The following is a 19,681-nucleotide window of genomic DNA, read 5'->3' as shown; positions in this document are numbered from 1 at the left end:
GTGTTACTCACCCGTCCGCCGCTCATTCCACAAGTTTCATCCCCGAAGGGAATCAACTTGCTTCATGCGCTCGACTTGCATGTATTAGGCACGCCGCCAGCGTTCGTCCTGAGCCAGGATCAAACTCTCCATAAAAGTTGAGAATGACTTGCTCATTTGCACATCGAATGTGCTTGTTTTACTTCCTTCTATATAATAGAAAGAATAATTGACGTACTGGTTGGTTCGTTCAGTTTTCAAAGATCAAAATATTCAATGGTGGGCCTGAGTGGACTCGAACCACCGACCTCACGCTTATCAGGCGTGCGCTCTAACCAGCTGAGCTACAGGCCCCAATGTTAGTTAACAAAATAATTATATGGAGCGGGTGAAGGGAATCGAACCCTCATCATCAGCTTGGAAGGCTGAGGTTTTACCACTAAACTACACCCGCATATGAAAGTTGTATTTCTGTTTTCTTTATCATGTTGATAAAGAATGTCATTTGGAATCTACTTGATCATTGGTAGAATCGATGGTCGGGAAGACAGGATTCGAACCTGCGACCCCTTGGTCCCAAACCAAGTGCTCTACCAAGCTGAGCTACTTCCCGTAAATAATGGTGCGCCCGAGAGGAGTCGAACCCCTAGCCTTCTGATCCGTAGTCAGACGCTCTATCCAATTGAGCTACGGGCGCCTTTTGAAGCGACAATATCAAATATATCATGATTCAGCTTGTTGTGCAATATTTTTCCGGAAATCTTTTATAAAAACCTTAGTGCGGCCGAGAGGACTTGAACCTCCACGGGGTTGCCCCCACTAGGCCCTCAACCTAGCGCGTCTGCCGATTCCGCCACGACCGCTAATTGATAACTCTATTAAGCAAGGTAATAAACTTACTAATGCGGGTGGAGGGACTTGAACCCCCACGCCGTGAAGCACTAGATCCTAAATCTAGCGTGTCTGCCAATTCCACCACACCCGCAAACAAATGGTGAGCCATGGAGGGCTCGAACCTCCGACCCTCTGATTAAAAGTCAGATGCTCTACCAGCTGAGCTAATGGCTCTTGAATGAAAAATCTATTCTTACATTTATTTTTATTGATCACTGTTTTGTGCTTGATTTTCGTAGTTCGTTTTTTTAAGCACAAGAACCATCATATAATGAATCGTATAGATTGTCAACCTGTGAAACAAATAAAAATGGCTGGGCCAGCTGGGTTCGAACCAGCGCATGACGGTACCAAAAACCGTTGCCTTACCGCTTGGCTATGGCCCAAAAAGTGGCGGTCCGGACGGGACTCGAACCCGCGACCTCCTGCGTGACAGGCAGGCATTCTAACCAACTGAACTACCGGACCTCACTATGTAAGGTTAAAAAGTGACCCGTACGGGAATCGAACCCGTGATACCGCCGTGAAAGGGCGGTGTCTTAACCGCTTGACCAACGGGCCATTTAAACATTAAAAAATGGCGGAGAAGGAGGGATTTGAACCCTCGCGCCGCTTGCGCGACCTACACCCTTAGCAGGGGCGCCTCTTCAGCCACTTGAGTACTTCTCCGTAATGGCTCCATCGGTAGGACTCGAACCTACGACCGATCGGTTAACAGCCGATTGCTCTACCACTGAGCTACGATGGAATAATTTTAAACTTACTAATCTTATGTAAGTCATTTGCAAAAGCAATTGTCAGCGACGTTTTATATAATATAACATTTTCAACGTGTTGTCAACACTTTTTCAAAACAGTTGAAATTATTTGCTGTTGTTTTTTCTCCCTTTCGTTTAGGACTTATTCAATTTAACACGGGTGCCAAATTTCGTCAATGGATTTTTAATGCTTTTTTAATTTTCCTTTACACTTTCCACACACATACCTGGATGTATTGATCCTTTTCTTACGAGTGTATTCATGTGAACACTTTGTACAAATGTATCTTAAAGCTTTCTTTTCTTTTTCTGATGGTAGGGGCTTACAGTATCTAGGGGAACCTGTTTTTTCGAGAAGGTTCTTAAACGTGCGATCTTTATGGGAGAACCCTTTCCCTTCTATATGCAGGTGATAATGACAGAGTTCATGTTTGATTATGCCTGCAAACTCTTCTTCGCCTAATTCCAATAAATATTTAGGGTTTAGTTCAATCACTCTTTTAGAAGGAATATACCTTCCCCCAGTTGTTCTAAGTCTGGGGTTGAACTCAACATGATCTTTATAGGGTTTCCCAAAAAAATCTCTTGATAGCTGGTCGGTCCATTTCTGTAATTGTTGTTGAGTTACATCCACAGTGGCACACCCTCCTTCAGTTTTGCATATCTTATTATAAAGGGGATATTCTCTAAATTCAAAGGGAGGAGATTTCTGTGCCCGGTTGGTTACAGAAACAAATGTCATCTGCATTCTTCAATAAAGATAAGTATCAAATTAAAATGCTTAATCAATGTTGGTATTTTTATCGTCATAAAAACAAATAAACAACCTGGAAGACAGAGTCCCCCAGGTTTATAGGTAATTATTTGGTTAGCATAGTTAATGCAATTCGTTGTTTCTGGGCATCCACATTTTCGACCCAAACGGTTACAACATCTCCTACAGACACCACATCCATTGGATGTTTGACAAATTTATTTGATAACTTAGATATATGAACAAGCCCATCTTGTTTGACTCCAATATCAACAAATACTCCAAAGTCAACTACATTACGCACGGTTCCTTCAAGCTCCATTCCTTGCTCGAGATCATCCATCGATAAAACGTTTGTTTTTAAGAGTGGTTTTGGCAAGTCATCTCTTGGGTCTCTACCTGGTTCTGTTAAGGACTTAATTATATCCTTGAGAGTTGGCTCGCCTATTCCTAATTTTTCTGCTGTTTCGGAAATGTCGAGTTGGGCTAATTTTTCTCCAGTTTCTTTATTTCCTATATCCGCCGGAGTAGCATCAACTTGTTTTAATAGTGAGCGCGTGGCTTTATAACTTTCAGGGTGTATAGAAGTTTTGTCTAAGGGTTCATCCCCTTCAATTACCCTCAAAAAACCTATACTTTGTTCAAATGTTTTAGCTCCCAATCTTGGTATGTCCTTTAACTGGTTACGGTTTATAAATTTACCTAATTCTTCTCTTTTTTTAACAATATTACCTGCGACCGTCTTACTAAGGCCAGAAGCATACTGCAAAAGAGAAGCAGAGGCTGTGTTTACATTTACTCCTACTCGGTTAACAGTAGTTTCTACCACAAAAGTTAACGATTCGTTGAGTTTCTTCTGAGTGACATCATGCTGATACTGGCCTACACCAATGGATTTCGGATCAATTTTCACTAATTCCGCAAGTGGATCCTGTACACGTCGCGCAATAGAAACCGCACTTCTTTCTTCCACTTGCAAATCCGGAAATTCTTCCCGCGCGAGTTTCGATGCGGAATATACACTAGCCCCTGCCTCATTGACGATCATGTACGAAGCATCTAAAGAATAATTCTGGATCATATTCGCAACAAATTGTTCTGTCTCTCGCGAGGCTGTCCCATTTCCGACAGCAATTAACTCAATCGGATACTTATCGAAATAGGATTTTATTGTTTCCTCAGATCCTTTTACATCACTTCTTGGTGGAGTCGGATAAATTACAGAAATCTCTAGAACTTTCCCTGTTTCGTCTATCACTGATAATTTGCAGCCCGTTCGGTAAGCTGGGTCTACTCCTAATACTACTTTGCCTTTTAGAGGAGGCTGTAACAGCAAACTCTTTAAATTGCTTGAAAAAACGTCTATTGCTTTTTCCTCTGCAGTCTCTGATAAGGAGTTGCGAATTTCCCTTTCAACGGAAGGCTGAATTAATCGCTTGTACCCATCTACTATAGCTTCCTTTAAAATCGCCCGTAATTCCGAAGATGTAGCTGTTTTAATAATATGACTCTCTAAAAATTCTATAACGCTTTCTTCAGGAGGGTGAACAGATACCTTTAAAATCCCTTCTTTTTCTCCTCTATTTAAGGCAAGTACCCTGTGAGAAGCAATAGCACGAATCGGTTCCTGATAGTCATAGTACATTTCAAAAATAGCCTTCTCGTCTTTCTCGGCGCTTTTAGACTTAGATTTAGACTCTATGGTTCCCACACGAGAAGTTAGTTGGCGTATTTTCTCCCGGTAGTTAGGATCGTCAGAAATCCACTCGGCGAGAATGTCATTTACTCCAAGGGTTACTTCTTCAAGTGTATGTAACTCATGGTCCTCAGATAAAAATTGTTTAGCCTCTTCATTAAATTCAAAAGAATTTTGTTCCCAAACTTTCAAAGCTAAAGGTTCCAGACCTTTTTCTTTAGCTACCGTTGCACGTGTACGCCGTTTTTGTTTGTAAGGTCGGTAAAGATCTTCTACCTTTTGCAATTGGGATGCTTCTTCTATTTCTTTCTTAAGTTCATCTGTAAGCTTGTCTTGTTCGTCAATAAGACGGATTACTTCTTCTTTTCGTTGTGACAAATTCTGAGCATATGTCCATTGATCTTCTATCGCCTTAATTTGAACTTCATCAAGCCCTCCTGTAAACTCTTTACGATAACGGGCGATAAATGGAACGGTATTTCCCTCATTTAGTAATTGGATAACTTGCTGGATTGGTTTAATTGCTAGCCCGGTTTGTTTGGCTACTACATTCATTAATTCATTATTCTCGCTCAAAACAAAGCCTCCTCATTTTAATCATCTCTTATTGTAACAAATTTTATCCAATTAATAAGGGACCTTATCTGTTTACTCAGAGTAAGGTCCCTTATTTATACTTCATAGCAATTAGAGTCGTATCATCATCACGTGATTGCCCATAATGCTCTTTATATTGTTCAGTAATCATTTTGATACTGCTTGCACTTGTATGCTTTGCTGATAACTGACGATCCAACACACCATCTGAAAACATCAAAAAAACCATACCTTCTTCAGCCTTACCACGGCTAACCCTCATTTTTTTAGGGTATCCCGCTAAATAGCCTGCTAAAGGAATATTCCTTTTCCTGTTCCCCTCTAAGTCAATAGTAATAACTCCTATATTCCCTATCGAAGAATACGAATATGATTTCATTTGGAGGTCGATCTTAAGTATGCCTAAAACTACCCCTCGTTTACCGAGTAAAGCGTTATTGCATTTCTTTATAATCGACTCAATCTCAAGACTTGGATATTGCTCAATAACATCCATTACGGCCTGAGAGGATTCCCTAGCCATTTCCCCACTTCCAAGTCCGTCAGCCAGAGCGCAAATAAACTCATTCTCAGTCTCTTTGTAATAATAACTATCTCCACAATAGTAGTTTCCTTTTTTCGCTTTCTGATAGATGGAAATAGCCACATTTGTTAAATCCGCTTCCATTAAAATGCCTCTACTGATTCTGCTTGTAAAGCCTCTTTTAATTTTCTTAGGGCTCGACGTTGCAAGCGGGAAACATGCATTTGAGAAATACCTAGGCGTTCGCCTGTATCTTTTTGACTTAAGTTTTCAAAATAGGTGCATTGTAAAATCTCTTGCTCTCGCTCACTTAAAATAGGTAAAACCTTTTCAAGGAGCATTTGCTGATCAATTTGATCATAGCCACCTTCTGGATTCCCGATTAAGTCCAAGATCGTAACCGTGCTTCCATCGGAGTCTGCTTCAATTTTACGATCTACAGAAAGAGCTTTATAACTTTTACCCATTTCCATTGTCTCTAGAACATCTTCTTCTGAAACCCCTATATACTCTGCAATTTCTATAACAGAGGGAGAGCGTTGAAGATCGCTCGTCAATTCCTCAGCAGCTTTTTTGATTTTAGGACCAAGCTCTTTAATACGTCTTGGAACATGAACACTCCACGTTTTATCACGAATAAATCGTTTAATTTCACCAATAATGGTCGGAATAGCAAACGATTCAAAGGACTTTCCAAATTCCGGGTCATATCTTCGGATCGCAGCTAGTAAGCCTAACATTCCGACTTGAACTAAATCTTCGTGTATCGTGCTATTCTTGGAATACTTACGTGCAATGGATTCGACTAGATCCTTGTATACAAGAACAACTTTTTCTTGTACTACTTCATCACGTGGATTCTCTTGTAAAAATGCGATCCATTCATAAACCTCGTCATTATGATGTTGAGATCTGGTCGCCATCTTGGCCCACCCCATTTTCATGAAGGTATTTTGTCATTAAAACAATAACTCCATACTTACTATTGATTTCCACTTTATCCATTAAAGCATCAATCAAAAATAGACCGAACCCACCTTCCCGCAACTCGCCTATGTCATCTTTGTGCTGGTATGGTCCTATATCTTCTTTGATTTCACCTAAATTAAAACTTCCACCATGATCAGCTACCATTACTTCTAAACGATCTTCATAAATACCAAAACCGATAGTAATTTCGCCTTCACCTGTATCTTTATAGGCGTGCTTTACAGCATTCGTAATAGCTTCTGAAATTGCGACCTTCAAATCTTCAATTTCTTCATAAGCAAATCCCATACGATTAGCAATGCCAGAAGTGCTTAATCGAACAACACCAACATACTCGGCTTTAGCAGGCACCTTTACCTCAACAAAGTCAAATGGTTCCATGATTACATTCCACCTTGTACTGTATTATCAATGTCCATAATTTCTGTTAAGCCTGTAATCTTAAATAACCGGTGAACACGGTCCTGCATTTGCACAAGCCTTAATGACGTATCGTGCTCTTTAGTTGATTTTAACGCACTAATAAAAACACCCAAACCTGTAGAGTCCATATATTTAACTTCCTGAAGATCAACTTCGACGGTCTGCCCTTCTTCTTTTGTTAAGGGCAGGAGTGTGTCTTTAAGCTTTGGAGCTGTAAATGCGTCTACTTCTCCTGATAAAGATACAATTGTTACACTTTCTTTATTTGAAACATCTATTGTTAAATTCAATTCAGTCGCCTCCCTAATAATCCTTAAAACTCAAGTAAAGGATGCTTTCCCTCAACTAACTTTGTCTAAACTTCTCTTTTTAGAATAATCAGTGTGAAATCATCTCTTAGGTGAAAATCTTGAAGTCTTTCGAAATGCTTATACACTTGTTCCACTGTTTCCTGTGCAGGAAGATGGGCATACTGCTTAATGATTTCTAAAACTTCTTCTTCTTCAATAAAACGTTCTCCCTGGCGGCACTCTGTCACTCCGTCTGTCAGCATAATGACCATATCACCTTCATCTACGTGCTTGGTACACTGCTCATAGGTTGCTTCTGGTGAAACGCCAAGCACAAGCCCTGAAGCATCGATTTCTTCAAACGTATTTTGTTTACTATCAAAATAGTACCCAGGTTCATGGCCAGCAGAAGAAAAACGAAATGTATGAGTATTTACATCATATAAGCCGTAAAACATAGTAATAAACATACTAGAATCAACGTTTCTTTCTACCACTCGGTTTAAGCTCCCCAAAATAACACCAGGATCCATTTTATTCTCAGGGAAACTATCCATAGAGTACTTAATCATCGACATACATAAGGCAGCAGGTACACCTTTCCCCACCACATCAGCAATAGCAACACCTAAGAACCCATTATCATCCTCTACGAAGTGGTAGTAGTCTCCATTCATTTGTTTGGCTGGAATACTAATCGCACCTATTTCTAACCCTTCGATTTCAGGTTTTTCTGTGGCCAGTAAAGTTCTTTGCATATTGGCAGCTACTGATATTTCTGACTTAAGTTCTAATTGTTTTTCTCTTAAAGCCTGGTACTCCTGATAGGCTAAACCATATGAAATCATCGTTTCCAATAAAAAATCGAGAGATGATTGAATATATACAGGCATTTCAGGGTATATCTCTTGTAATGATTCAATATGAACATTAATTATTTCTTCTGGTGAAATATTCTGCTGCATAGAATGCTTACTAAATTGTTCTGCTTGGTACAGAGCTTGCTCATCCTGAGTCTTAATATATTGTTGCAGTAATTCTTTATAGTTTTCCAAATCAAGCTTAAGTGTACTCATCTTAAACCTCCTTTAACGGAGCCATTTTACTACTTTAATGTCTGTTCCCTTACCTTCGTCCGATTGAATATCAAATTCATCCATTAATCTTCTTACACCAGGCAGACCTGCTCCAAGTCCACCAGAGGTAGAAAATCCATCTTCCATAACTTGATTCAGTTCCTTAATTCCAGGACCATCATCCACGGCCATAATCCGTATTCCTTTATAATTCATATCTTCGATGGCTTCAAAACAAACCTTTCCTGCCCCAGCATACAAATAAATATTTCTTGCTAATTCTGAAATTGCCGTTGCTATACGTGCCTGATCAACGGTTCCAAAGCCGATTTTCCTAGCAATATCACGACCAAGTTGACGAGCTCCAACAATATCCCATTCTTTTTTTATATTGACACAGGATTGGAAGTCCATAACTAGTCCTCCAATTCCTGGCGAAGTTTGATCAACCCTTGTTCTAAATCCAGTGCAGTTGGGACATCTTGTAAGTGAATTCCAAGATCAATAAGTGTCATCGCAACTGCTGGTTGAATGCCTGTTAATACAACCTTCGCCCCCATTAAATCAGACATGGTGACAACATCCCCAAGAACTTTTGCAATAAACGAATCAATAATGTCAACAGATGTGAGATCAATAACTACACCTGTAGCACCACTCTCGTGAATTTTACTTAATAAGTCTTCTTGAAATTGAATAGCTGTTTGATCATCCAAATCAATTTGTATAGAAATTAGTAAATAATTGTGCAATTTTAGAATGGGTATCCTCATATCGATCACTCCCTATTTAGAGAATCAATTAAATTCTCTATATCTTGGTCATTTGATTGAACCTCTTCGATCGTACGGTTCGTTAGTTCTAAGGCTGATTGGAATCCTTTGCGCAAGGAACTTTTAGTAGGGAATTTTCCAAGATCTATCCCTAAGTTGACAATCGTTTGGGCAATCTCAGGTCGAATACCTACTAAAATACAGCGGGAACCAATCAGACGAACTGCTTCTGCTGCCTGGATAATATGGTGAGCAACCATTGTGTCGACAACCGGCACTCCAGTTATATCAATTAGTACAACTTCTGCATTGTGCTTAATTACCCCATCTAGAAGATTTTCCATAATAAGCTTAGCTCTTTCTGTATCAATTGTTCCAATCAAAGGCATGATGGTGATATTATCCATTACCGGGATTAAGGGGGCTGAGAGTTCCTGCAAAGCCATTCTCTGAAGAGAAACAATACTTTCCCAGCTTCCAGAAAATTCATTGACTAACTTGTTAATCACAGGATCTACCCAACCATCAACTTTTCTAAGTACCTCCGCAAAATAATCCGAGTCAATTTGCTCAGATTGTTTCAGAATATATTCTGTGATGACACGACGGAACACTTGCATTCCATCCGTTAAATAACTAAGTGGCCATCCAAGGTTAATAAGGCGCTCTGAAAATTCATCTAAGTCTGAGGATACCCCTGACTTTTCAATACTCGTAAATATAACATTTACGAATTCCCTATTAGTGCTCTCGAAAAGCTCGTCTGAAATCGCGACAGTATAGTCACTGGATTTCTTTTTATTCACTTCTTCCAGCCACATTTTTACGATCTCATCACTATGTCCGATTACGATATTCTTCAATTTCTGATCCATTAGTAAACCTCCGAGTTATCATTCATACAATTTTAAAAATCTACTACCACGATCAATCGTTATATAAAAATAATATTATCAAATATATCGAAATAAATATACTAATTACTATTATTTTATACTTTTTCGTCAAATCACGCCAACGTTAGAAATCATTTTAAAAATATGAATGAGGGCAAAAAAAATAAAGCTGTCTATGGCAGACAACTTTATTTTAAAAATCAATAAGACCTAAACTGATTTGCAACGCTTCATTGACCTTTTGCATCATCGGTTCATCTAGTTGAGTAATCTTGTCGGTCAAACGCTGTTTATCAATCGTTCTGATTTGTTCCAATAAAATAACAGAATTTCGTTCAAAACCATATTTTTCAGCATTGATTTCAACATGAGTAGGAAGTTTTGCTTTTTGTATTTGCGCGGTAATCGCGGCAATAATAACTGTGGGGCTGAAACGATTCCCGATATCATTTTGCAGGATGAGCACAGGACGTACTCCTCCTTGCTCAGAGCCAACAACTGGGGACAAATCAGCGAAATAAACATCTCCTCGTTTGACTATCACCGACTTCACACCCCGCTCACCAATTGCTCCAGGGTGTGATCAGCCTCCTCTTCGGCCTGAAAAGCTTCTGAAGCGATGTTAAGATTAATTTTTGCCATTTCCATATAACCACGACGCATGGACTCTCTAATATGGCGATACTTTTCCTCTCGCAAATACATTTTCGTTGCTTTACACATGAAATCGCTCCGATCACTGTTTTCGAGTTGCACCTGTCCATCTACTTCAATAAGTAGGTTATCCGGAATCCGAATGACAATCTCTCTCATGCTATCGGACACAACCATACACCTCCACCATCTTTTACCTAAAAGAAACCTGTCAAATAAGTCCACATTAATCTTATCATTCGCCCGAGGCTATTGCAAAGGAGTCTTAGGTTTTTTTCGTGAAAGATGTAGTATGGCATTTGACTTGGAAAGGGTTAAAAAATTTTACATAAAATTCTTCGCTTCCACAATACGGCCTTCTTTTAAATATATGCGAGGAACTCGGTAGCTAATCATACAAGGAATTTCATAATTAATAGTTTCTAATTGGGAAGCTAAATCATCTGCATGAACTTCTTCGTCCCCCTGCTTACCAATTAATGTAACCTTACTTCCTAACGAATATTCTTGATCTAGCCGAATCATGAATTGATCCATACAAATTCGTCCAACAATGGGCTGACGTTTTCCGTCGACCAACACTTCAAGACCTTGTAATCTCCTGATCCAACCATCGGCGTAACCAAGAGGAACCGTTCCAATCCACTCATCTGTTGTAGTCTGATAAGTAGCCCCATAACTAAGATATTCTCCTGCTTCTACTTTTTTAACATGAATCAATCGACTAAATAATGAAAAGGCAGGCTTTAACTTTATCGGCTCCTCTTTTTTTACATCAGGAGAGGGGTATAAACCATACATACTGATGCCATATCGCACAAACTTCTTCATAAGCTCAGGAAACCGCATGCTTGCTGCACTATTGCCAGAGTGAACATCCACTTCATATGGCCACACTTGTTTTAGATGAGAAAGAAAATCTTCTAAACGACGAACTTGATCCATAAAATAACCAGTGTCTTCCTCATCAGCGGTTGCGAAATGGGTGAAGATAGCATCTAAACGAAAGTTCACATCTTTTTCTACCTCACGTAATACCTCATCCATTTCTTCTGTACTACGAATTCCAATTCTACCCATTCCCGTATCCCACTTCATATGAAGCCGCAGAGGGTTCAGAAGTTCTTTAGTATTCACTTGTTGGAGCCACTCTTTTTGAAAGACCGTAATAGCAATATCATAATAAGCAGCAACAGGAGCATCTTCAGGGCGAACCCAACCCATGACGAGGATCGGTGCCGATATTCCCGATTTTCTTAATTTAATGGCTTCATCTAACAAAGCTACAGCTAAACGATCAACTCCAGATTCTAAAGCTTGTTGGGCCACTTGAATATCTCCGTGTCCATATCCGTTAGCTTTAACAACAGCATATATTCCCGTTTTATCACTTAAACGTTTCCGTAGTTCTTTTATATTAAAGTCTATATTCGACAAATTTATTTCAGCCCATGTATCTCGATAAAAGCTTTCAACTGACAAAAGGAAGCGCCCCCTACTCATTCAATATCCTTCTATTATTGAACGAGGCACGAGGTGTGTCAAATGGGTAAGAAGAAGGTATAAAAAATAAAGTGAAACTTCCATTTGTGTGGTGTTCCTGTTGTTACCATACTATTTTGCAAACATAGATCATTTACTAAGAGGGACATTCAAGCTGTTAATTATTGATAAAATAAAAGCAGACCGTTAAGCCTGCCCGAAATTGACTGCTATTTCTCAGAGTAACTGTTGATAGAATTGGCAACAGCCACCATCTCCTCATCTGTGAGTTCATTACTAGCGAGATAATACGTAGTGTTTTCATTATTCCATTCGAGCTTATGGTTAGAGAGGGCTCCTATCAATCCAGCAGAAAGTTGGATTGGCTCCCCATTAACCTCAACCGACTGCCTTGCGCTAGCAGGTTGGGTGGTAGCCGTTTCTTGAACAATCGTAAAGTCCTTCTCTCCTTTATAAGTCATAATCACTCTTTTACCATTATCCGTTTCTACTTCTTGCTTGTCCCATAGGCTAGCACCTAAGGTCTCTTCAGGATAAAGTACCGCCGATTCTGTTTGTTTATCTTCTGTTGTAGACGCAGGAACTTCATCAGGGACACTCATGGCCATATTTTGATCAACATCAAAATCTTCTTCTTTAAATGAATCATCACCCTTAAAATTTGAGAACTGGACTTCTACTAGTGCTGTCATATCCTGATCGAAAACTTTGACCATTACAGGAGCATAAGACTTCTTATCAAAATAAATTTCCTGATAGGGCAAGGATTGATTGTTTTGATAGTTTGTTTTTGTTTTAAATACATAATGATTGTCGGTTGCACTGAACTCTGAATCTCCATCCGCTTTTATATCTTTTATGAGAGAATTAAATAGATAAGGTTGACTCGTATTTTCTGGCCATTCACTTTGGAATTTAAAGCTCTTATTCAGAGCCGGTGTTAATACGAAAACACCGCTATTATTTTTTAATATAATTTGACTTCCTTTTTCATCTTGATCATTTTGAAGCTCAACTTTGTAAAAATCCTTTTTCTTATGAGAAATTTGAATGTGGTACTTTTGCTCTTCTTTCCCTGTTTTCATTGTCATGCTAGCATCTGTTTTATAGCCTTTCATTTCACCTTCTTGTTCTTCTAATTTCTTAACGACATCTTCTTTTGATTGTTCTCCACATGCCGTGAGAACAAGGCTGATCGCAATAACTACAAAGAGAAGGATCGGGTAACGTTTCATGTTGATTTCAACTCCTTTGTCTCTTGCTGAAGGACAAAGGGAACGTTGAATTACGTGGAAGAAGAAAATGTACGAAAGGTGTTTGGTAAACCTTCTATAAGATCGGTGGCTAACAAATCGTAAATGGAGTGGCGACTTTCTGTAAGTCGCTCTGCCGTCAATCCATGAATCATGCAACCATTTGCTAATGCGTCAAACACTGAGTTTGACTGTAATAGGAGAGCGAGAAGAATGCCTGATAAAACGTCACCACTCCCCCCTTTTGCTAAACCAGCATTGCCTGACACTTCAACACACTGTTCACCGCGAGGGGACGTAATAATGGTAGACGGACCTTTTAGTACAACGTAGACTCCATATTGCAAAGCAAAATCTCTGGTTAAACAAAATGGAGACTGCATCACTTCAGGAATCGATCGATCAATCAAGTGGGCGAATTCTCCAGGGTGAGGAGTGAGAATCGTTGGATCTTTACGTTTACTGTACTGTGTTAGCCCATCCTTCATAAGGTAAAGCCCATCTGCATCAATTAACAGCGGACCTTCTACACAATCAAAAATTTCCTCAACCAAAGTAGTTGATCCCTGATTTCTTCCCATTCCCATGCCAATCGCTGCTCCGTTATATTGAGACCAATCCACAACATTCGCACTTGATAAGAATCCCCCCTCCTCCGTCACCTGTTGAAAGGTGGCCTCTTGAAGAAAAGGCGCGATTAAGGGTACCGTGTTAGAAGTCGTTGCAATGGTCAGTAATCCAATACCACTTCGTAATGCAGCTTTAGCTGTCATAGCAATGGATCCTGGCATTTGAAAAGAACCACCAACTACAATTCCTTTCCCATGGCTACCTTTATGGGAGTGTGCTTGTCTGGTAGGAAAAGTAGACAAAGTATCACTCTTCCCCCAAAGTTTACGCCGTGAATTCGGAATTTTCTTTGTTGGTAATCCAATATCAACCACAGTCCACTCACCATAATAAGAGCTTGTATGCTCTAGGAACACACTTATTTTGGGAGCAGCTATAACTGTGGTGTGATTTGCAAATAATCCATCAAATTCAGAGACACTTTCATCAGCTGGAACACCAGTAGGAATGTCTACTGCGATTGTATACGCCGCTCGTTTATTAACTAAGGCTACCACTTCTTTAAATGGAGGACGCAACTGCCCCTTCACCCCGATCCCTAACATAGAATCAATGACGACATCCGCCTGTTCTAAAGATTCTTCTAAGGTCCCTAACTCTTCCAGTTGCTGCAAGGGATATCCAGACTTTATGAAGATTTCTTTATGCAAAAGGGCGTCTCCTTGTATCTTATGATCGGAAACGACCTGCCACGCTTCTACCTGATAACCGCGATTCAACAAGGTACGTGCAATTACATAACCGTCCCCTCCGTTATTCCCACCCCCGATGAGTACGATCACACTTTGGTGCTTTTCTATTTTTGTTTCTACATCATCACTTACCGCTCGTCCGGCATTTTCCATTAACATCGATCCACTTAAACCCGTGGTTTGAATAGCCACCTTATCCCTTTCGTACATTTCTTGTGCGGTCACAATATCCAATTCGTTCCCTCCTACCCGCATTACCATGCTATGAGTCAAACTATGTAAATATGTCCAATCACATACCCTCAAGTACAACTTGTGCAACGGCATGCTCCGCACTGTGAGTGATTGCAACCCAGATTATTAGTGAAGAATAATTAGTCACTTGCATTTGAGGGGCTCCTTCTGCATTTGATAAAACTTCTATATCCTGAAAACTTAGCTTTCCTATACCTGTCCCTACAGCTTTTGCGAATGCTTCTTTGGCTGCAAATCTGCCAGCTAGAAATTCAATTCGTCTACGGCTGTTTAAAGTTTCATAACGGTTCTGTTCTTTTCCAGTTAATATCCGTTGAACAAAACGTGGATTACGCTTTATACTTTGTTTAATGCGTTCTAATTCGATTAAATCAATACCAATACCTTTGATCATATCCATCTTCCTTTTGAATGACTTTTATGTAGTATACCCGATCTTTTCATAGATAAAAAAGAATACTAGATTAAATAAACTGATAAAATTAAAAAAACCCTATTTTAAAAGGAGAACACGCCATGTTTGTGCGAACAGAGAGTTTTAAAGAATTCATAAAATTTTACCCCATTGTCACAGGATTAGTCATTATCCATTTCGCTCTTTGGCTATGTATCGATCTGCTTCAATTTCCTTTCGCTCTTCAATTTTTACGTGATGGGATTGGCAATAATTACTTAGTCAGTCAAGGAGAATACTGGAGGTTAGTCACTCCTATCTTTTTGCATGCCGGATTTGCTCACGCTTTATTTAATTCCTTTTCACTCGTTTTATTTGGTCCAGCGCTCGAACAGATGCTCGGAAAATCAAAATTCATCTTGATGTATATCATTTCTGGAATTTTCGGAAACATTGGTACTTACCTTATTGCTCCTCATGAATTTTATCAACACCTTGGAGCTTCAGGAGCAGTTTTCGGTATTTTTGGTGTGTACCTGTTTATGGTTCTTTATCGCAAATCATTAATCGGCCCATCCAATTCACAACTTATTATGACCATATTTGTCCTCGGCCTCTTCATGACCTTTATGAGAACAGGAATAAATGTGTGGGCCCATTTATTTGGTCTTATTGGAGGATTTGCAATTGCCCCCGCAGTTTTAAGAAATGCTCGTCCGTTTTCCGTTTGGCAGAATCGCGCTAAACACACTAACCGTAATAACGGTGAAGTTACTTTCAACCCTAACCGCTGGAATAAACGAAAGTTCCTTCCAGGTAAAAAATATGGAAAATATATTTTTTGGGGAATTATTATCTTTCTCGTAGCTCTTGCCCTTTTAGGGAATTTATTTTAACTATATAAAAAAGGTCCGATCTTTTTAGATCGGACCTTTCTTATATAGAATTTCTAGTTAGACGAGTTGCGTCCTTTACTTTGAAAACTACGATTACTTTTGCCTTTGTAATTACGTGATTTGTTATTGCCTTGCTTGTTATAAGGACGCTGTCCACTATCTTTACGGTACGGCTTTTTACCACCGCCACCGCCACTGCCTTTACCACTGCGTTGACCTTTTACACTAATAGGCTGAACAGAAGAAAGTCTTACAGGGACTTCTGTCCGCTCTTTCGTCATAATTTTTAGTGCAGCAGCGATTAGGTCAGAAGCATCATAGCGTTCTAATAATTCACTGGAAGAATGTTGATATTTTTCAAGCTCTTTATTATCAACATTTTCAATAAGTTTTTCTACAGCTAGTTGCTGTTGACCACGACGAGCTTCGTCAGAAGAAGGCACGTTCATGCGCTCTACCTTTTTCTTGGTAAGCTTTTCAATTAAGTTAAGCTGAGCTTTCTCTCGTGGTGTAACAAAGGAAATGGACTTCCCTTTACGACCCGCACGGCCTGTACGCCCAATACGGTGAACATAACTTTCTGGGTCCTGTGGAATATCAAAATTATAAACGTGAGAAACTTCAGAAATATCAAGTCCACGTGCAGCAACATCTGTAGCTACTAAGATCTCGATGCGACCTTGTTTAAATTTGTTTAGTGTTGACATACGCTTGCCTTGTGTTAAATCACCGTGAATTCCTTCTGAAAGAAAACCACGTGCCTGAAGACCATCAGATACTTCATCTACTCTACGTTTCGTACGACCAAATACGATAGCAAGTCCCGGAGCATCGATATCAAGTAAACGAGTGAGCGTATCAAATTTATGTTTTTCAGGAATTTCTAAATAGAATTGCTCAATGTTTTCGACAGTCATTTCTTTTGATTTCACTTTAACTTCTTCTGGATCATTCATAAGTGTTGTTGCAATATTACGAATTTCTTTTGGCATTGTTGCAGAGAACAATAATGTTTGGCGGTGCTCAGGTAATGACTTTAAGATATCACGAATATCATCGATGAAGCCCATGTTAAGCATTTCATCCGCTTCATCCAAAACAGCTGTGTGAACATTCTCAAGTTTAATGGTTTTACGGCGAATATGGTCAAGCAAACGTCCAGGTGTCGCTACAACAATGTGATTGTCTTTTAACGCACGAATTTGGCGATCCATGTTGGAACCACCATAAATAGGCAGAGTCCGAATCCCTTTATTTTTACCAAGACGATTTACTTCTTCTGCTACTTGAATAGCAAGTTCACGTGTTGGTGCAATAACTAGTCCTTGAACGGATTTAATACTTTTGTCAATTTTTTCGATCATCGGAATTCCAAAAGCAGCTGTTTTACCAGTTCCTGTTTGAGCTTGACCGATAACGTCTTTCCCTTGCAAACCTAATGGTATCGTTTGTTCTTGAATTGGTGTTGTTTCCTCAAAACCCATGTGGTCTAAGGCTTTTATTATTGGTTCTGATAAACCTAATGAATTAAATGTTGTCACTATACTTTCATACTCCTTTTTATATAAAGTGAAACTTCCATCCGTAATTTTTTTCGAATGGTTGTTGAACGTCTAAAAAGAGTGGTTTTCTCACTTTCTCATTCGTTCCGCCAAGTAGAGAATTGGAGGAAATCATCCTATTAGACTAAGTAAACTTGTACATCAATAATGATAAAAACAAGTAAAAAAGCCCCCTGCATAATATACCGGAGAGGCTTTGAAGCACCTGCCTGATTGATTTATCCATCATAACACACATAACATTCTTAATTCTACACATTTTTGTTATGCCTTTCAAACCTAACAGTGATAAAATTAAGAAAACCGTGCTTTGAAGGAGGGTGTTCTTATGGATAAGCCTCCAATTCATCCATATATTTTATTAATAATCGGCGTTATTTCTATTTCAACTTCGGCGGTATTTGTTAAGTTGGCTGGCGGTGTCCCTTCATCTATTGTTGCTTTTTATCGCTTACTCTTAGCTGTTGTCATTATGGCTCCTTACGTTTTCCTTAGGCACCGATCTGATCTAGTCAAAATTCAAAAAAAAGATTGGATCCTTGCTTCGATCTCCGGTGTCTTTTTGGCTCTCCACTTTATTCTGTGGTTTGAATCCTTAAATTATACTTCTGTTGCAAGTTCAGTTGTGCTTGTTTCTATGCAGCCAATATTCGCGTTTATTGGGACATTCCTATTTTTCAAAGAACGCTTTTCTGCAGGTGCTGTGCTAAGTATGATTATCGCCATAACAGGGAGTGTAATTATCAGTTGGGGTGATTTCCATATTAGTGGTATAGCTCTGTTTGGAGACTTTCTCGCTTTATTAGGAGCAATAATGGTTACAGGTTATTTCCTGGTGGGACAAAACCTTCGTCAACGATTATCCCTTACTTCTTATACGTTCGTCGTTTATCTGGTAGCCACGGTTACTTTACTAATTTATAACCTAGCACTAAATGTTCCTCTAAATGGATATTCCAGCTACCAATGGCTTATCTTTTTGTGCCTTGCCATTATTCCAACATTTTTGGGACATACCTTATTTAATTGGTCTTTACGATGGTTAAGTGCCTCGACAATATCGATGACTATATTGTTAGAACCTATTGGAGCATCACTTTTAGCTTATATTATATTAAGTGAAGGAATTTCCTGGTCTCAGTGGCTAGGCGGCTCTATTTTGCTTTTGGGACTGATGCTGTTTATCGTGAGTACAAAAAAATTAATCAAACCTAAAGTCACTCATGACACAGAGAAGTTTTAAAAGTTTGTTGTCTGTTATACTATGGTATAACTGGTTTAGAGAGAAAAAATCATTAATTGGGAGCAGGTGATGAGATGACAGTCCAAATGATAATTGATGGTGGGGCAGATTTACCAAAAGAAATGATCAACGAACACCAATTAAAAGTAGTTCCATTAAATATACACTTTGGTGACGAGCCATATAAAACTGGTGTAAACATTGATTTACAAACCTTTTATAAAAAACTAAGGGAATCGGAAACGTTACCTACTTCTTCTTCCCCAAGTCCTAATGACTTTTATGAAAAGTACAAGGAAGTTGATAAAAATAACGAAATTCTCGTTTTAGCCCTTACTCAAGGGCTAAGCAGCACGTATGATAGTGCGGTCATCGGACGCGAAATGCTCCTTGAAGAGGAACCTGAACGTCAAATCGCTGTACTTAACACAAAAACAGCATCATGCGGGATTGCGCTTCTCGTTCACGAAGCAGCTATAAAAATCGAAGAAAATATAGAATTTGATCACATCGTTACACATATGGAGCAGAAAATTGAACAAACGACAACCTTATTTATTTTAAAAACGTTAGAAAACGTTATTAAGGGAGGACGTTTGGATAAAGTTAAAGGTGCGATTGCCAAAACTTTAAACATTAAACTGCTCATGAGAGCAACAGAGGATCAAGGATCGATTGAGGTAACTGAAAAAGTACGCGGAGATAAAAAGTCACTTCGCCGCTTCGTTGAGCAAATCGGAGAATATGCCCATGACTTTGAAGATAAAGTCATTGCAATGTCACATAGTAATGATGAAGAACGTGGAAATTCTGTTTTAAAAACCATCAAAGAAAAATACCCTTTTAAAGGTTCAATTTTCACTGAAACAGGCCCCCTTATTTCAACCTATGCAGGTGAAGGCGGGATCGTTATTGCTTTTTTTAAAGACTAGGATTAACTAAAATACACG

21 protein-coding genes, 12 tRNA genes and 1 rRNA gene are annotated in these 19,681 nt (G+C 39.2%); 4 read left to right on the top strand and 30 right to left on the bottom strand.

Going from position 1 to position 19,681, the window contains the following annotated elements; genetic code table 11:
• The 14 genes from ACFQIC_RS18135 to ACFQIC_RS18070 all read right to left on the bottom strand — a co-directional run.
• Positions 1-135: ribosomal RNA gene (locus tag ACFQIC_RS18135) — 16S ribosomal RNA — on the bottom strand; the annotation flags it as partial.
• A 121-nt stretch (positions 136-256) separates the two neighbouring features.
• A tRNA-Ile gene (locus ACFQIC_RS18130) sits at positions 257-333 on the bottom strand.
• A 26-nt stretch (positions 334-359) separates the two neighbouring features.
• Positions 360-433 (bottom strand) — tRNA-Gly (locus ACFQIC_RS18125).
• Positions 434-515: 82 nt separating this feature from the next.
• Positions 516-592 (bottom strand) — tRNA-Pro (locus ACFQIC_RS18120).
• A 7-nt stretch (positions 593-599) separates the two neighbouring features.
• Positions 600-676 (bottom strand) — tRNA-Arg (locus ACFQIC_RS18115).
• A gap of 82 nt (positions 677-758) precedes the next feature.
• Positions 759-842: transfer RNA gene (locus tag ACFQIC_RS18110), tRNA-Leu, on the bottom strand.
• A 40-nt stretch (positions 843-882) separates the two neighbouring features.
• Positions 883-964: transfer RNA gene (locus ACFQIC_RS18105), tRNA-Leu, on the bottom strand.
• Positions 965-971: 7 nt separating this feature from the next.
• Positions 972-1,047 (bottom strand) — tRNA-Lys (locus ACFQIC_RS18100).
• A 137-nt stretch (positions 1,048-1,184) separates the two neighbouring features.
• Positions 1,185-1,259 (bottom strand) — tRNA-Gln (locus ACFQIC_RS18095).
• Positions 1,260-1,264: 5 nt separating this feature from the next.
• Positions 1,265-1,341: transfer RNA gene (locus ACFQIC_RS18090), tRNA-Asp, on the bottom strand.
• Positions 1,342-1,362: 21 nt separating this feature from the next.
• A tRNA-Glu gene (locus ACFQIC_RS18085) sits at positions 1,363-1,434 on the bottom strand.
• Positions 1,435-1,451: 17 nt separating this feature from the next.
• A tRNA-Ser gene (locus ACFQIC_RS18080) sits at positions 1,452-1,542 on the bottom strand.
• Positions 1,543-1,546: 4 nt separating this feature from the next.
• A tRNA-Asn gene (locus ACFQIC_RS18075) sits at positions 1,547-1,621 on the bottom strand.
• A gap of 194 nt (positions 1,622-1,815) precedes the next feature.
• On the bottom strand, positions 1,816-2,373 hold the full coding sequence (locus ACFQIC_RS18070; RefSeq protein ID WP_204711138.1) for a SprT family protein: 558 nt from the start codon (positions 2,371-2,373) through the stop codon (positions 1,816-1,818).
• Between ACFQIC_RS18070 and cmpA the strand changes: the two genes are divergently transcribed.
• Positions 2,343-2,453: a cortex morphogenetic protein CmpA gene (cmpA, locus tag ACFQIC_RS18065; protein WP_204711136.1), complete on the top strand. Its 111-nt coding sequence runs from the start codon at positions 2,343-2,345 to the stop codon at positions 2,451-2,453. The two genes, ACFQIC_RS18070 and cmpA, sit on opposite strands and share 31 nt — an antisense overlap.
• A 38-nt stretch (positions 2,454-2,491) precedes the next feature.
• Here the strand turns inward: cmpA and ACFQIC_RS18060 are convergent, their stop codons facing one another.
• From ACFQIC_RS18060 to acpS, 15 genes are all read right to left on the bottom strand, one after another.
• Positions 2,492-4,636: a Tex family protein gene (locus tag ACFQIC_RS18060; protein WP_204711137.1), complete on the bottom strand. Its 2,145-nt coding sequence runs from the start codon at positions 4,634-4,636 to the stop codon at positions 2,492-2,494.
• A gap of 112 nt (positions 4,637-4,748) precedes the next feature.
• A complete protein-coding gene (locus ACFQIC_RS18055) occupies positions 4,749-5,345 on the bottom strand; it encodes a SpoIIE family protein phosphatase (protein ID WP_204711135.1) in 597 nt (198 codons plus the stop codon).
• Entirely contained in the window at positions 5,345-6,124 is a 780-nt protein-coding gene (gene sigB, locus ACFQIC_RS18050) for an RNA polymerase sigma factor SigB (protein WP_204711134.1), read from the bottom strand. The genes ACFQIC_RS18055 and sigB overlap by 1 nt, the downstream gene beginning before the upstream one ends.
• On the bottom strand, positions 6,099-6,572 hold the full coding sequence (gene rsbW / locus ACFQIC_RS18045) for an anti-sigma B factor RsbW (RefSeq protein WP_204711133.1): 474 nt from the start codon (positions 6,570-6,572) through the stop codon (positions 6,099-6,101). The genes sigB and rsbW overlap by 26 nt, the downstream gene beginning before the upstream one ends.
• A 2-nt stretch (positions 6,573-6,574) precedes the next feature.
• The gene (locus ACFQIC_RS18040) at positions 6,575-6,904 is read right to left on the bottom strand and encodes an STAS domain-containing protein (protein WP_204711132.1); all 330 of its coding nucleotides are present in this window, start codon (positions 6,902-6,904) and stop codon (positions 6,575-6,577) included.
• Between the two features lie 65 nt (positions 6,905-6,969).
• Positions 6,970-7,980: a PP2C family protein-serine/threonine phosphatase gene (locus tag ACFQIC_RS18035; protein WP_204711130.1), complete on the bottom strand. Its 1,011-nt coding sequence runs from the start codon at positions 7,978-7,980 to the stop codon at positions 6,970-6,972.
• A 12-nt stretch (positions 7,981-7,992) separates the two neighbouring features.
• Entirely contained in the window at positions 7,993-8,394 is a 402-nt protein-coding gene (locus ACFQIC_RS18030; protein WP_204711128.1) for an anti-sigma regulatory factor, read from the bottom strand.
• 2 nt (positions 8,395-8,396) lie between these two features.
• Complete coding sequence (locus tag ACFQIC_RS18025) at positions 8,397-8,753, bottom strand: STAS domain-containing protein (RefSeq protein ID WP_390217589.1); 357 nt, start codon at positions 8,751-8,753, stop codon at positions 8,397-8,399.
• A 5-nt stretch (positions 8,754-8,758) separates the two neighbouring features.
• Positions 8,759-9,628 carry an RsbT co-antagonist protein RsbRA gene (locus ACFQIC_RS18020; protein WP_204711124.1) on the bottom strand — a complete coding sequence of 290 codons (870 nt, stop codon included), beginning with the start codon at positions 9,626-9,628 and terminating at the stop codon, positions 8,759-8,761.
• A 214-nt stretch (positions 9,629-9,842) separates the two neighbouring features.
• Complete coding sequence (locus ACFQIC_RS18015) at positions 9,843-10,193, bottom strand: type II toxin-antitoxin system PemK/MazF family toxin (RefSeq protein ID WP_204711122.1); 351 nt, start codon at positions 10,191-10,193, stop codon at positions 9,843-9,845.
• A 5-nt stretch (positions 10,194-10,198) separates the two neighbouring features.
• Positions 10,199-10,480: a CopG family ribbon-helix-helix protein gene (locus ACFQIC_RS18010; RefSeq protein WP_204711120.1), complete on the bottom strand. Its 282-nt coding sequence runs from the start codon at positions 10,478-10,480 to the stop codon at positions 10,199-10,201.
• A gap of 147 nt (positions 10,481-10,627) precedes the next feature.
• Positions 10,628-11,785, bottom strand: a complete 1,158-nt coding sequence (gene alr / locus ACFQIC_RS18005) for an alanine racemase (protein ID WP_390217588.1) — start codon at positions 11,783-11,785, stop codon at positions 10,628-10,630.
• Between the two features lie 230 nt (positions 11,786-12,015).
• A complete protein-coding gene (locus ACFQIC_RS18000; RefSeq protein ID WP_204711116.1) occupies positions 12,016-13,041 on the bottom strand; it encodes a LolA family protein in 1,026 nt (341 codons plus the stop codon).
• A 50-nt stretch (positions 13,042-13,091) separates the two neighbouring features.
• Positions 13,092-14,606: an NAD(P)H-hydrate dehydratase gene (locus ACFQIC_RS17995; RefSeq protein WP_390217594.1), complete on the bottom strand. Its 1,515-nt coding sequence runs from the start codon at positions 14,604-14,606 to the stop codon at positions 13,092-13,094.
• Positions 14,607-14,673: 67 nt separating this feature from the next.
• Positions 14,674-15,030: a holo-ACP synthase gene (acpS, locus tag ACFQIC_RS17990; RefSeq protein ID WP_204711114.1), complete on the bottom strand. Its 357-nt coding sequence runs from the start codon at positions 15,028-15,030 to the stop codon at positions 14,674-14,676.
• A gap of 122 nt (positions 15,031-15,152) precedes the next feature.
• On the opposite strand from acpS, the gene ACFQIC_RS17985 reads away from it, so the two are divergent.
• Positions 15,153-15,926 (top strand): rhomboid family intramembrane serine protease, encoded by a 774-nt coding sequence (locus ACFQIC_RS17985; protein WP_204711113.1) that lies wholly within the window; start codon positions 15,153-15,155, stop codon positions 15,924-15,926.
• Positions 15,927-15,979: 53 nt separating this feature from the next.
• On the opposite strand, the gene cshA is transcribed toward ACFQIC_RS17985, so the two are convergent.
• Complete coding sequence (cshA, locus tag ACFQIC_RS17980; RefSeq protein WP_204711112.1) at positions 15,980-17,467, bottom strand: degradosome RNA helicase CshA; 1,488 nt, start codon at positions 17,465-17,467, stop codon at positions 15,980-15,982.
• A 349-nt stretch (positions 17,468-17,816) separates the two neighbouring features.
• Between cshA and ACFQIC_RS17975 the strand changes: the two genes are divergently transcribed.
• Positions 17,817-18,731, top strand: a complete 915-nt coding sequence (locus ACFQIC_RS17975) for a DMT family transporter (RefSeq protein ID WP_204711111.1) — start codon at positions 17,817-17,819, stop codon at positions 18,729-18,731.
• Between the two features lie 74 nt (positions 18,732-18,805).
• On the top strand, positions 18,806-19,663 hold the full coding sequence (locus tag ACFQIC_RS17970) for a DegV family protein (protein WP_204711110.1): 858 nt from the start codon (positions 18,806-18,808) through the stop codon (positions 19,661-19,663).
• The last annotated feature ends 18 nt before the right edge of the window (positions 19,664-19,681 follow it).

It is taken from the genome of Halobacillus seohaensis, from assembly GCF_042663045.1.
In the GTDB taxonomy this organism is placed as follows: Bacteria; Bacillota; Bacilli; order Bacillales; family Halobacillaceae; genus Halobacillus_A; species Halobacillus_A seohaensis.
The sequence above is the reverse complement of the archived record's forward strand: the minus strand, read 5'-3'. Positions and strand labels throughout refer to the sequence as shown.